The organism is Psychroserpens sp. Hel_I_66 (assembly GCF_000799465.1).
Classification (GTDB): domain Bacteria; phylum Bacteroidota; class Bacteroidia; order Flavobacteriales; family Flavobacteriaceae; genus Psychroserpens.
This window is the reverse complement of record NZ_JUGU01000001.1, coordinates 3,596,532-3,609,680: the sequence shown is the minus strand read 5'-3', so window position 1 is coordinate 3,609,680 and position 13,149 is coordinate 3,596,532. Positions and strand designations below refer to the sequence as shown.

The following is a 13,149-nucleotide window of genomic DNA, read 5'->3' as shown; positions in this document are numbered from 1 at the left end:
GGCTTCCTGATTTTCAAAAGCCCGAACGTAAAAACAGATTTCAGTTTGTTCAGCTAAATAATTTAATTTTGAGAAAAACGTTTTCCAAAAAACGTGTCAAATGTAATTTATTTTTTAACATACAATACATTTTTGAGATGTTTTTTGAATTATTATTTTAACGTTAAAAATGAGCATGTTAATCATTTAATTTATAATTTTATAGTTAACTCATTTAAAATGACTTTTCACTAAACAAAACATGGCGTTAACTCATTATTACTTGAGAAACAAAGTGATTACCTATACTTTTGATTTAAACAAAACACCTATAATCATGAAAACACAAACTATTAGAAAAATCACTCAGTTTTTAAGTATACTGATGATTACCGCATTATTTTCTAGCCCATTACAGGCACAGGACAATAACACTTCAACCAAAACTGCAGCAGATCAAGAATTTAGCGTCAAAGGAAAAGTAAGTGATGAAAAAGGAGTGCTTCCCGGTGTGAACATTATGCTTAAAGGCGCTAAAGTTGGAGCTGTAACAGACGAAAATGGAGAATTTACATTTCCGAAGTTATTAAGCGCTGGAGACATATTGGTATTTAGCTCTTTAGGTTATGAGAAGCAACAAATAAAAATTGATGCAAATACAACCTATATTAATTTAATGATGTCTGATGATCTTATTGAAATAATGGGAGCGCCAAATGCTGAAAAACCATACAAATCCAAACGTTCTAAATAAGACCTATTTATTATAAATGAGATATCTACTGCTCTTCATGTTTGCATTTTCGTCTCATGCTCAAATAGCTGATTTTGATCATATCAATTTTTCGAAAGCAGATCAAATAGCATTGTCTTGCAAAAATGAAGGGCTTGATAATTTACCAAAACTAACTTACGCGCTCACGTACGGTTTAGATACAGATGTGGAAAAGTTTAGAGCAATATATATGTGGGTTTGTCATAATATTGCCAATGACTATACGCTTTATTTGAAAAATAAGCGAAAGCGACACAAGTACAAAACAGATAGTACTAAACTGAAAGCTTGGAATGAGCGTTTGAAAAAGAATGTTTTTAAAAAGCTTTTGAAACAAGAAAAAACGATCTGTACGGGATACGCTTATATTTTAAAGGAACTTTCAAAATTAGCAGATTTAAACTGTGAAATTGTACACGGTTACGGTAAAACCAGTATGACAGGTTTAGATGTTTCAGACTCACCAAACCACTCTTGGAATTCGATAAAACTAAATGGAAAATGGTATCTCTGCGACCCAACTTGGGCTGCTGGAATTCCCGATCCCGAAACCAATATTTTTAAATTTGATTATAATGATGGTTACTTTTTAAGTGATCCTAGTTTGTTTATTATGAACCACTTCCCAGAGGAAAAAAAATGGATTCTTATAGATCATGAAAACCATACGTTTGAAGAGTTTCTATCTGCTCCCATTTTGTACGGTAAGGCGTTTACTAATTTAACTGCTCACGATGCGCCAAAAAAAATGCATCAATCTTTACAGCAAAATGAAACCGTCACATTTGAATACCAACTCCAAAAAACCATAGATAAAGAAAGCATTAGTTTTTTAATTGATAACGGATTTAGCAATAAGAAAACAACACCCAACTTTGTTAACATTAAAAACAAATCCCTTACTCTAGAACACCAATTTAAGTATAATGGGTTTTATGATGTGCACCTTTATATTGATGACGATTTGATTTCTACGTATACATTTAAAGTGAAAAATTAATTCTCTTATTACAACATTTGTAATGTGTTAACCTCTTGAGTTGTTAAATGCTTCCAATGCCCACGAGGTAAGTCCTTTTTGGTCAAGTGACCTATTTGAACACAGTCTACACGAACAATTTCATAGTTAAGATAGTCAAAGATGGTATGTAAAATGGAATTTCCTGTGTTTTTAATCTTAAGTCCAATTTGAGTTTTTGGAGCTCCGTCAATGTAGCTTATCTCTTCAACAGCAACCAATTTACCCATTGGTTTTATCCCTTCCTTAATCTTTAAAAAATCTTCATATTTCAAGTTCTTATCTAATTCAATTTCAAATAATCGGGATACTCCATTTTTAGAATTAGTGAATTTTTTTTCAATAATATCGTCGTTTGTAAACAACAATAAGCCTGTAGAACCTCTTCCTAACCTTCCTATTGGTTTTATACGTGCTGTTGTAGCATTTGCAACAAGATCCATCACGGTTTTTCCCTTACTTTCACTTGTAGTGGTTGCAAATCCCTTTGGTTTGTTAAGCAATACGTAAGTTTTCTTTTCTGGATTAATACGAGCACCATCAAAACGAACATCATCATCAAGTTTTACTTTGTAACCCATTTCATTAATTACTTTACCATTTACCGTTACACTACCTACGGAAATGTGCATATCTGCATCTCTACGTGAGCAAACACCAGAGTTGGCTATGTATTTGTTTAATCTAATCTCGTCTGGATTAGATGGTTTTGTTGGTTTTGGCGCTACTGGTGTTGTCACCTTTTTCTTTATAGGTGCATTGCCACGAGCAAAACTTTTACCTTTGGCATCATCGCGTCCTCTGCTTGATTTTTTATTGGTTGGCTTACTGCTTCCTCTTCCTGAAGATTTCCCTTTTCCGTTCGTTCCTTGCTGTCTGCTCATGATTTATAATTTTTCGCAAAGGTACTATAATTAGTTCATACTAATAGATAATTTTAATGGTAGATTAACGCTCGCGGTTTACGTATAGTTGCGTAACGCCTCCAAAAAGGGTATTCAATTAAATTAAAAATTAGTCGTTCTTCAAACACGATTAAAATCTATGGTGCGATAGACTGTTTTACTTTTAAAAGTGTTCTATTTTTACTGAAAACTACAGATGAAATTTGAGCAAATGCAACTTTAAGATTATGGTTACTTAAATTCGGTTTAAAACAATGTCAACATTAATAAGTACGATACAAAAAACGCCTGCTACTATAATAAATTTCAAAATATTATGTAATATCAAGTAGTGGGTTTTGGTTTTAGATTTCCAAAGTAAAGCTAGAAAAATAAATAATAAAAATACAGAGAGGTAAAAAAACAAATACATATAACCAACATCAAAATAATTAAGTAATAGGTATACGAGTATAATAGTTATTGAAATTAAGACGGTGAGCATTATTTTTGATGCTTTTTCCCCATAAACTATTGGTATTGTTTTGTAATTGAGCAACAAATCCCCTTTCATATTTTCTAGATCTTTTGTTAGTTCTCGCATAGAAATCATCAAAAACAGAAAAACAGCGTGCACAAAAATGACATGCTCGAAATTTTGATAATACAGGAAAATCGCAAAAAAAGGAGTAATGGTTAATATCGCAGATGTTAGATTACCAATAAATGGGAGTTTTTTTAATTTATGCGAGTAAAACCAGATCCCAAATATATAAATAGAGAAAAAAATCACTGCATTAAATGATACATAGCTCGCCATTATCACTGCGGAAAAATTGAGTACAAAATAAAATGAGAGTTTTGTATTCTGACTTACGAGTCGATCTAATTTTGATTTGAACGGTCTATTGATTTGATCTTTTTCAGAATCATAAAAATTATTGATAATATATCCTCCTGCAATTGTTGCTGCAGATGCCAAAACCAACATGAACAAATTCACATCAAAAATCACTTGTTTGAGTGGTTTGTCGTGAGCCAGTATGTAAACAGAAGTCAAATATTGTGCAATAACAATAATGAGAATGTTATAACCACGAACAACAGAAAACATACTGAAAAATTTCAGCATAATGTGTTTTTGCCTTCTCGTAACGTAACTGCCCATTTCTAAATTATTACTCTTTACTCTGTTTTATTTTATTAGCAATTTGCAATGATAGTTCTTTTGCCGAATCTGGCAACAGATGATGACCATCTGAGTAGCTATAACTATTACCTTCTTTTGAAAAATTAAAGTATTCGATATCTAATTGTAATGCAAATGTATTCATAAGCTCGTCAAAATCTGGTTTTAAAATATCTTCCAATTCTAAAAAATCTAAGTCTATAGGTATTCTTACTAAATATACATCTCCATATTCTTGAAAATAGTTTACTGTCTCTTTTAGATAGGACATTCTAAGTTCTGAAAATTTATATAGTTTTGGTATCCTCTTGTATTTCTCTAAAGTTTTCCCTTTATTAATTGCAATTTTTTCAATTGATGGATTTATTAAAGTTCTTAAATATCCATCATCTTCTAATTTAACATGGGTATTATTATATAAAATTTTAATGTAGGGATCAGAATAAGACTTAATTAAGTATTCAAAATTAGGATTTGAATTTACAGTCTCCAAATCACCTAAAAAATTGTTTTTTTCTAAGAATTGGTCGATATCATTAGGGTTATCTCCTTTGTTTGACAAAACCCATGGATCAACACCCAAAATAAACAGTTGATTTTTTGAGGTTGTATCCAGTTTTTTTTTAATACTATTTAAGTACACTTCGCCATAAGGACTCGTATTATAAGTAAAGGCGTAATTAAATCCATTTTCAATTTTTAATTCTTCACTTATTATTGATGGTATTATACCATGAGCAGCCCTTGAAGATCCAAGAACCAAAGATGTTTGTCTAGGCGTCGTAAATCTTTTATAAAAGGGATCTGAAGTTCCGTCTGCCAAAGAGAAAACACAAAAAATGCTCAAACCAACAACAATTGCAAACCATGTTATATGTATTAAAAATCTTTTCAAATCACTGTATTAAAACTGAAAATAGATAAAAGGCTCGTTCTTGGCTCCAAATAAAAATATGACCATTATCAATCCATAATAAAAGACATATCTTATTGGTCTTGACATCACCACATTTATGTGTTCTAAGGTAAAACTATTTTTTCTTCCAATCCACTCAAAAACGATTAGAACAATGATGAAGAAAATACTAACGATCAATTTTTCTTCGGAAATATAATAAGGCATTGTAAACATGGTCTTTGAAAACATATTTTGAAAGTACACAAATGCATCCATTACTGTTTCTGCCCTAAAGAAAACCCATGCTAAAGTAACAACGATAAACGTAAACAACATTGACAAAATCTCTTTAAAAGAAGGGATAAATGAATTTTTGGCTACGACGTCAAGATATCTTCTATTAGATTTCACCAAAAAAGATGGTACAAAAAATAATGCATGAATAAAACCCCAAACGATAAACGTCCAATTCGCTCCATGCCAAAAACCACTAATTATAAAAACAATAAAAATGTTTCGTACTGTATTTAATTTTGATCCTCTACTCCCACCTAAAGGGATATATAAGTAATCCCTAAACCAAGTCGATAATGAAATATGCCATCGCCTCCAAAATTCGGCTATATTTCTAGAAAAGTATGGCACAGAAAAATTCTGCTTAAAATCGAATCCAAATAATTTAGCACTACCAATAGCAATATCTGAGTATCCAGAAAAATCACCATAAATCTGAAAAGAAAATAATACCGCACCCAAGAACAATGTGCTCCCAGTTTGATCTGAAGAATTCTCAAATATGATGTTCACATATCTCGCACAATTATCTGCCACGACCATTTTTTTGAAAAGACCCCAAAGTATTTGTCTTAAACCAGAGGAAGCCTGGTTGTAATTAAATTTCCGAAGTGAGTAAAATTGAGGCAATAAATTACTAGCTCTTTCAATTGGACCTGCAACTAGTTGAGGAAAAAAACTTACATAACATAAAAACGAAATGTAATCTTTAGTAGGTTTCAATGTTTTTCTATATACATCAATAGTGTAACTCAAACTTTGGAATGTGTAAAAACTTATACCTACGGGTAAAATCAAACTCAAACTGCTGGCTGATATATTTTTTCCAAAAAGGGTAAAAGTCTGAACAAATGTGTCTATAAAAAAATTGAAATATTTGAATACACCCAATAACCCTATATTGATAAAGACACTTAACCACATTAATAATTTTCGTTTATTTTGAACCTTATTGTGATTAATCTTATTGGCTATAACGTAATCTAGTGTTGAACTAAAAAAAATGAGAATTAAAAAACGCCAGTCCCAAAACCCATAAAATACATAGCTAGAAACTAATATTATGGTGTTTTGTCCTTTAGTGCTTTTTTTCGCTAAAAACCAGTATAACAGAAAAGTTATTGGAAGAAAAACAGCAAACTCAAGTGAATTAAATAACATACCTACAATTTTAAATTAAGTATGTCACTAATTAATTTCAAGAGAAAGTGTTTAGAGCAATCTAAAAGTTATAAACGACTTCTAATTTATAATCTTTAAGTGATTGTTGTGCTTTTTCGAAATCTTCGGTAAATCCTAAAATATAACCTCCTCCTCCAGAGCCACAAAGTTTTAGATAGTAGTCGTTTGTTTCAAGTCCGTTTTTCCAAAGTTCATGAAATTGTTTTGGAATCATTGGCTTGAAATGATTTAAAACAACTTTTGAGAGTTGCTTGGTGTTTTTGAAAAGCGATTTTACATCACCTTTTAAAAAGTCATCCACACAAGCATCTGTATGTTTGATAAATTGATTTTTAAGCATACTCCTAAAGCCTTCCTGCTTCATGTTTTCCATAAAGATGCTAACCATTGGTGCTGTTTCGCCAATTATGCCAGAATCTAATAAAAACACAGCGCCTTTACCGTCTGTTTGTTGTGCAGGAATTCCCGTTGCTTCAATATTATCTTTAGAGTTTATTAAAATTGGGATACTTAAATAACTGTTTAATGGGTCTAAACCTGAAGATTTCCCGTGGAAAAACGATTCCATTTCAGAAAAAATCAGTTTTAATTTTAGAAGTTTCTCTCTCGTCAAGTTTTCTAAAACCGTAATTTTATCTTCAGCATATTTATCATAAATCGCAGCAACCAAAGCACCACTACTCCCAACGCCATAGCCTTGTGGGATTGAAGAATCAAAATACATACCTCCTTCTACATCAGTTTCTAAAGTCTCAATATCAAACGTGACCAGTTTACTATCAATATCGTTTAAATATGATACAAAACGCCTTAAACTTTCGTTGGATTTTATAGCTTGTTCAGAAGGATTCTCATCTGTCTTCAATGCACCATTATAAAAGTTATATGGGATAGATAAACCTTTAGAATCCTTAATGATTCCGTACTCACCAAAGAGTAATATTTTTGAATAAAAAAGAGGTCCTTTCATTTAGTAGTCTTCAATTGACAGTCAAATTTGACCGCAAGTGTTTAACAAATATACGGATAATTCTATTATTTGGTTTATAGAATTAATAATTAGCTTTTTATCATTATGAAATCATCTTAGCGCCAAAGCCAATTTGATCTGTAATATAATGTCCATTTTGACAATAATCAACAAGTTCATTTTTAATGAATTCCAAAACATTCTCTTTTTCATTTTCAGGATATAATACATGAACATTTGCGCCAGCATCTAAAGTAAAGCACACTTTTGAATCTGTTTTATGCCTAAAATTCCAGATTTTATTAATGACTTCCAATGTGTTTGGTTTCATTAAAATAAAATATGGCATGCTGGTCATCATCATTGCGTGTAGGGTTAATGCCTCACTTTCAACAATTTTAATAAAAGATTCTAAGTCTCCAGACTTAAAAATTGTCATCAATCTTGACATATTTTGATGAGCCTGCTCAAAACGTTGTTGTGCAAAAGGATGCCCGTGCATCAAATTGTGACCAACCGAACTACTCACTTGCTTTTCTCCCTTATCTACCAAAAGTATGGTGTCTTGATAATTTTTAAAATTTTGATGAACGTCGTAAGGATATTTTATTCCGAAGAGATTAGAGCTACCCTCAATGTCGTCATGATTTCCCCAAACGACCAAGTCGCCCTCAATACTTCTACAAGCACTACCTGAGCCTAAGCGCGCCAAAAAGGATGCTTTTTGATTAAATTGTTCTTCGGAAATATCTTCTAAAAGTCTTTTTTCAATACTCAGTAAACATAAAGCCAGAGCGCTCATCCCAGAAGCAGACGATGCAATGCCAGAGCTATGCGGAAAAGAATTAGACGTTTCAATCTTAAAATGATAGGCTTTTAAAAGGGGTAAGTACGTCTCAATTCGTTTAAAAAAAGTTTCAATTTTAGGTTTAAAATCTTCCTTTTTCTCACCATCTAAAAAGATTTCAAAAGAGAAATTTTCTTTAGTTTCCTTTTTTGAAAATTTTACTGTGGTTGTTGTTTTACAATAATCCAAAGTAAAACTAACCGAAGGATTTTCAGGAATTTGATGTTCTTTTTTTCCCCAATATTTTACCAGCGCAATATTGCTTGGAGATGACCACGTAAATTGACCGCTTTCTAGATTTTTTGAATAGGGTTTGGGTATAAATTGAGTTTCTATCATATCAATCATTTGACTCGCACAAAGATAGTAGTTTTACCATTGTTTTAAAGTTTCGGGATGTTGCATATACATTTAATTTTTTCTCAATCATATTCATGTTGAACTTTGAATTGCCATAGCCTATGTGGGAATAAAAATAAACGCAGTTATTGATAATCTGGAATTCTTCATTCTCATATTTAATTTTCGACAATTCTTTTACAGCAGCTACATTTGGTATTTCACTTAGTAAAACGAAATAGCTGTTTTCTTTTTTTTCTTCGGAAAATGGACAGTTATCAAAAATAGCCTGAAATTCAAATCTAGTCTTGGCAATGACTGGGACTTCAAAATTAAAGTGGTCAAGAAGTAATGTCTTGATTTTTGATTGAATGTTGGATGGCGAAATTTCCGAAGTATTTAAAATTACATTTCCGCTTTGAATATAAGTCTTCACATCTCTAAATCCTGAGTTGGTGAGCAAATCACGCAAATCTTCCATTTTAATCTTTCTATGGCCTCCAACGTTAATTCCTCTAAGTAAAACTATATAATTCATAAAAGATTGAAATTCAAATAAAAAAATGATATTAAAAAATAAATTGTAATTTTACCGCACCCAAATTTATTAATCTACTTAGATGTCGCATAAAAGATTTACACTTTTATTTACACAAGTTTTTATATTCATCGCTTTTAGTTCTATTGGCTTTGCCCAAAAAGAAATTAAAAAAAATGTATCAAACTGTACATTTGATAGTATCGCTCTAGATAGATTAATTCAAAATGACAGTCTTTACGAAGCCACGGTATTACTAAATGAGGCTCTAGAATTTTCTAAAAAATATAATTTAAAATCTACTGAGGCTAAAACCTACAATGCGTTTGGTATGGTTTTATCTGAAATGGGAAATTACAAAAACGCACAAGATTACTATTATAGAGCTTTAACTATTTATGATTCCTTAGATATGAACAAAGGAAAAGATATAGTTTTGGCTGGTCTTATTTCAACTTATGTAGATTCCAAAAATTATAAAAAGTTTGACAGTATTTACCCAATAGCACAAAAATTATCTAACGATTTAAATAGTGAATTTCAATTTATAAATCTTCAAAACAAGGTCAAAAAGCAATATTATAACTATGAAAACGATAGCCTTTTTGAATCTACAAATTATGCTTTAGCAAAATTAGATAGCACTAATTTCGATTTATTGAATACCTCAAAAGAATACGATTACCCATTGTTAAAAGAGCGGTTGCAAACCTCATTCAAATACTATAATGCAATTGCAAAAGTAAAAATCAGTAATTTCAAAGAGGAAGGTTTTGATTTGTTATTTACTATAGAAGAGAATGATCTTAAAGAATCCATTAAGGATGAATACGATAAATACAACAAGTTAGCAACCTTCAACTATTACAAGTTTTTATATTATAAGGATATTGATAAAAATCTAGATTCTGCTACCGAGTATTTATTAAAATCTGACACTTATAAATATGATGCCCTAAGGGATTATGAAAAAAGAAATTCTAAAAACGGTGAGCTTATTTATAAAATTATAACCGCAGAACAAAGACTTAATGTTGTTGAGCATACTAGGGAAAACGAAACCAAATTATCTCAAATATTCCTTTATTCTACAATTATTACTGGCTTCTGTTTAATTATTGCACTAATACTTTTGTATTTCTATTTCAAAGCTAGAAAAAACATAAGCAACATCAATAAAGAGCTCAAACAGACCAACAATAAGCTTTTGTTAATTGATAAAGAAAGACTAGAATTTTTCTCAGTTTTAAGTCATGAACTAAGAACTCCAATTTATGGCATTAATGGTTTAGCAACACTTATTGAGCAAGAAGATAATAAAGACAAAAAACAATCTTATTTAAATTCTCTTATCTCCTCAACTAATTATATTTCTATACTAATTGATAATGTTTTACAAGCTACCAAACTAAGTTTTGAAGACAAGGATTTGCGTTTAAAACCTGATAAGGTTGTCAATATTTTAAAACATGTTACCAGTAGTGTTGAAGTGGCAGCCGAGCAAAAAGGCTTAGATTTTTATGTAGAAATTGAAGATTCAGATATTGACGAAAATATCTTAATAGATAAAGTTGCCTTTAGTCAAATACTAATCAATCTTGGTTATAATGCGATTAGATATACCAAAACCGGATCTGTATCCATCCACGTTACCGAAAAAAGCAGAACTGCAGATGATGTGACGCTCCATTTTGAAATTAGAGATACTGGTATTGGAATTGATGATGAACATAGATCAATCATATTCAATGCTTTTGAAAATAAAACCTTTTTAAATAAAAACAGTAGAGGCTCTGGTTTAGGACTTTACATCGTTAAAACATTATTAAAAAGCCATGGTTCTACTATTGATTTTATTTCTGAAATAGGAGAAGGCTCAACATTCTTTTTTGACACTACATTCAAGTTTTCAAAAACAAACCCTATATCTAAGCCTAAAAACGACTTTCAAAACGATACTCCAATACATGTGCTTGTCGTTGATGATAACAAAATCAATCTTTTGATTACTCAAAAAAATATTGAGAGAATAGATAACCATTACTGTGAAACAACTCATAACGGTCGCGAGAGTATTTCAATTGTTAAAGAAGGTGATTTTGATCTTATTTTAATGGATATAAATATGCCAGATATGGATGGTTTTGAAGTTACCAAACATATTAGAATGTTTAATCCTTACATTCCTATTTTGGCTTTAACCGCATTAAATTCTAATGAAATTGAAGATAGGGCAAAGCAAGCTGGCATTAACCAAGTGATTACCAAACCTTATAATTTTGAGGAATTTAAAAGTACTATTCAAAAATATTCTAGAACATCTATTTATGCATAGCAATAGCCTGTGCTGCAACATAAGCTCCAGACCACGCATTTTGAAAATTAAACCCGCCAGTTATGGCATCGATATTTAAAATTTCACCAGCAAAATATAGATTTTCTTGTATCTTACTTTCAAAAGTCTTAAAGTTTATTTCTTTTAGATTTACACCACCTGCAGTAACAAATTCTTCTTTAAAGGTGCTTTTGCCAGTAACATCAAAAACTGCCTCTGTAAGCTGTGAAGCTAATTGCTCTAACTGTGATTTATTGAGGTCTGCCCAACGGGTATCATTAGTTATTTGAGATGCTAAAACCAGTTTTTGCCATAATCGTTTTGGGATTTCAAACTGAGCGGATTTGAGAACTGTTTTTTTAGCTAACTCATGTTTTATATGTTTTAAATTGTCAATACAATCATCCAACGATTGTTTAATAAAATTCACTTCAATCTGGAACTTATAATTACGAGTTGCGAGTTCTATTGCCCCAAATGCAGAGAGTTTTAAAATGGCTGGAGCGCTCATTCCAACGTGCGTAATAAGCAACGGTCCTTCGCTAAACAGATTAGAATCCACGACTTTTACCTCAACATCTAAAGCTACTACACCTGGAATATCTTTTATGCGCTCATCTTTAATATCGAAAGTAAATAATGAGGGTACAGGTTGTGAAATCGTGTGCCCAAGAGATTCTAGCATATTCCAGATTTTAGCACTACTTCCTGTCGCCAGCATTATGTTTTCTGCCGAAAAATCGCCTTGATTTGTTTCCAATAACCAAACACCTTTAGTTTTTGATATTGATTTTAATGCGTGTGAGTATAAAACCTCAACATTAAGCTTATTTGCTTCGTCAAGAAAACAATCTATAATTGTTTGTGATGAATTAGAAACAGGAAACATGCGACCATCCTCTTCTATCTTTAATTCTACACCTCTATTTTCAAACCATTCTATGGTATCTCCAGTCATGAACTGGTGGAAAGGACCAAGAAGTTCTTTTTCTCCTCTTGGGTAATTAAGTACTAATTCTTGTGGTATAAATTCGGCATGCGTAACGTTGCATCGCCCTCCTCCCGAAACTTTTACTTTTTGAAGACCCTCTTTCCCTTTTTCAAGAATAGCAACTTTTAATTCTGGGTTTAAATTTGCAATATTTATAGCTGCAAAAAAACCTGCTGCTCCACCTCCAACTATAATAACATCATATTTTTTCATAAGCAATCTGGCACATCAGAAATTATTGCATCTACATCATACTTTTTCATAAGCTCTATACTTTTAATATTGTTTACCGTCCACACAAAAATTTTCAATCCATTATCATGAGCCAATTTCACGTCTTTTCTATCGATCATTTCATAGTTGATATTGAGTGAATAGGCGTTAACGGTATTCGAAAATTCTAAAATGTCTGGTACTCTTTTTTCAGTAAGTACACCTAGTCTTAAATTTTCATTAAGAACACGAGCTTTCTTCAATTCTTCAAGATCAAAACTTGAGATTAAAAAATCTGAGATTTTCCAATTGTTGTACGTTATAAACGCATCAATGAGTTTACAAGTTTCTGTTGCAGTATCTTTTCCTTTGAGCTCTATATTTAAAACACATTTTTTATCAATTACATCAAGAACTTCAACTAGAGTTGGGATTGTAAATTGAGAACTAACCTTGAGGGCCTTTAATTGCGATAATGTATGTTGTGAAACATCACCAAACCCATTGGTCATTCTTTCTAAAGTAAAATCGTGAAACACGACTAGTTCTCCAGATGCACATCTATGAACGTCAATTTCAATACCATCAACACCAAGCTCTATGGCTTTTTCAATGGATGCTATTGTGTTTTCCGCCAAATGACCTTTGGCTCCTCTGTGACCAAATTTTAATGGATTTTGCATAGGCTATAAAAGTA

General features: G+C 31.5%; 12 protein-coding genes. 3 read left to right on the top strand and 9 right to left on the bottom strand.

What is annotated here, in order from left to right:
• Nucleotides 1-241 precede the first annotated feature (241 nt).
• Nucleotides 242-733, top strand: coding sequence for a carboxypeptidase-like regulatory domain-containing protein (locus tag GQ40_RS16015; protein WP_047550705.1), 492 nt, complete (start codon nucleotides 242-244; stop codon nucleotides 731-733).
• A 16-nt stretch (nucleotides 734-749) separates the two neighbouring features.
• Nucleotides 750-1,754 carry a transglutaminase domain-containing protein gene (locus GQ40_RS16010; RefSeq protein ID WP_047550702.1) on the top strand — a complete coding sequence of 335 codons (1,005 nt, stop codon included), beginning with the start codon at nucleotides 750-752 and terminating at the stop codon, nucleotides 1,752-1,754.
• An 8-nt stretch (nucleotides 1,755-1,762) separates the two neighbouring features.
• On the opposite strand, the gene GQ40_RS16005 is transcribed toward GQ40_RS16010, so the two are convergent.
• The 7 genes from GQ40_RS16005 to GQ40_RS15975 form a co-directional block, all read right to left on the bottom strand.
• Nucleotides 1,763-2,656 carry a pseudouridine synthase gene (locus GQ40_RS16005; RefSeq protein ID WP_047550699.1) on the bottom strand — a complete coding sequence of 298 codons (894 nt, stop codon included), beginning with the start codon at nucleotides 2,654-2,656 and terminating at the stop codon, nucleotides 1,763-1,765.
• Between the two features lie 256 nt (nucleotides 2,657-2,912).
• Nucleotides 2,913-3,788: a geranylgeranylglycerol-phosphate geranylgeranyltransferase gene (locus tag GQ40_RS16000; RefSeq protein ID WP_231565593.1), complete on the bottom strand. Its 876-nt coding sequence runs from the start codon at nucleotides 3,786-3,788 to the stop codon at nucleotides 2,913-2,915.
• 46 nt (nucleotides 3,789-3,834) lie between these two features.
• Nucleotides 3,835-4,740, bottom strand: a complete 906-nt coding sequence (locus tag GQ40_RS15995) for a hypothetical protein (protein ID WP_047550693.1) — start codon at nucleotides 4,738-4,740, stop codon at nucleotides 3,835-3,837.
• Between the two features lie 9 nt (nucleotides 4,741-4,749).
• On the bottom strand, nucleotides 4,750-5,793 hold the full coding sequence (locus GQ40_RS15990; protein ID WP_316931478.1) for an MBOAT family O-acyltransferase: 1,044 nt from the start codon (nucleotides 5,791-5,793) through the stop codon (nucleotides 4,750-4,752).
• 466 nt (nucleotides 5,794-6,259) lie between these two features.
• Nucleotides 6,260-7,189, bottom strand: coding sequence for a mevalonate kinase (locus GQ40_RS15985; RefSeq protein WP_047550687.1), 930 nt, complete (start codon nucleotides 7,187-7,189; stop codon nucleotides 6,260-6,262).
• Nucleotides 7,190-7,292: 103 nt separating this feature from the next.
• Complete coding sequence (locus GQ40_RS15980) at nucleotides 7,293-8,375, bottom strand: diphosphomevalonate/mevalonate 3,5-bisphosphate decarboxylase family protein (protein WP_047552094.1); 1,083 nt, start codon at nucleotides 8,373-8,375, stop codon at nucleotides 7,293-7,295.
• A 1-nt stretch (nucleotide 8,376) separates the two neighbouring features.
• Nucleotides 8,377-8,913, bottom strand: a complete 537-nt coding sequence (locus GQ40_RS15975; protein WP_047550684.1) for a DUF1697 domain-containing protein — start codon at nucleotides 8,911-8,913, stop codon at nucleotides 8,377-8,379.
• An 82-nt stretch (nucleotides 8,914-8,995) separates the two neighbouring features.
• Between GQ40_RS15975 and GQ40_RS15970 the strand changes: the two genes are divergently transcribed.
• A complete protein-coding gene (locus tag GQ40_RS15970; protein ID WP_047550681.1) occupies nucleotides 8,996-11,248 on the top strand; it encodes a response regulator in 2,253 nt (750 codons plus the stop codon).
• On the opposite strand, the gene GQ40_RS15965 is transcribed toward GQ40_RS15970, so the two are convergent.
• Together GQ40_RS15965 and GQ40_RS15960 are read right to left on the bottom strand one after the other, a co-directional pair.
• On the bottom strand, nucleotides 11,235-12,452 hold the full coding sequence (locus GQ40_RS15965) for an NAD(P)/FAD-dependent oxidoreductase (protein WP_047550678.1): 1,218 nt from the start codon (nucleotides 12,450-12,452) through the stop codon (nucleotides 11,235-11,237). The two genes, GQ40_RS15970 and GQ40_RS15965, sit on opposite strands and share 14 nt — an antisense overlap.
• Nucleotides 12,449-13,135 carry a glycerophosphodiester phosphodiesterase gene (locus GQ40_RS15960; RefSeq protein ID WP_047550675.1) on the bottom strand — a complete coding sequence of 229 codons (687 nt, stop codon included), beginning with the start codon at nucleotides 13,133-13,135 and terminating at the stop codon, nucleotides 12,449-12,451. The genes GQ40_RS15965 and GQ40_RS15960 overlap by 4 nt, the downstream gene beginning before the upstream one ends.
• Nucleotides 13,136-13,149: the final 14 nt, after the last annotated feature.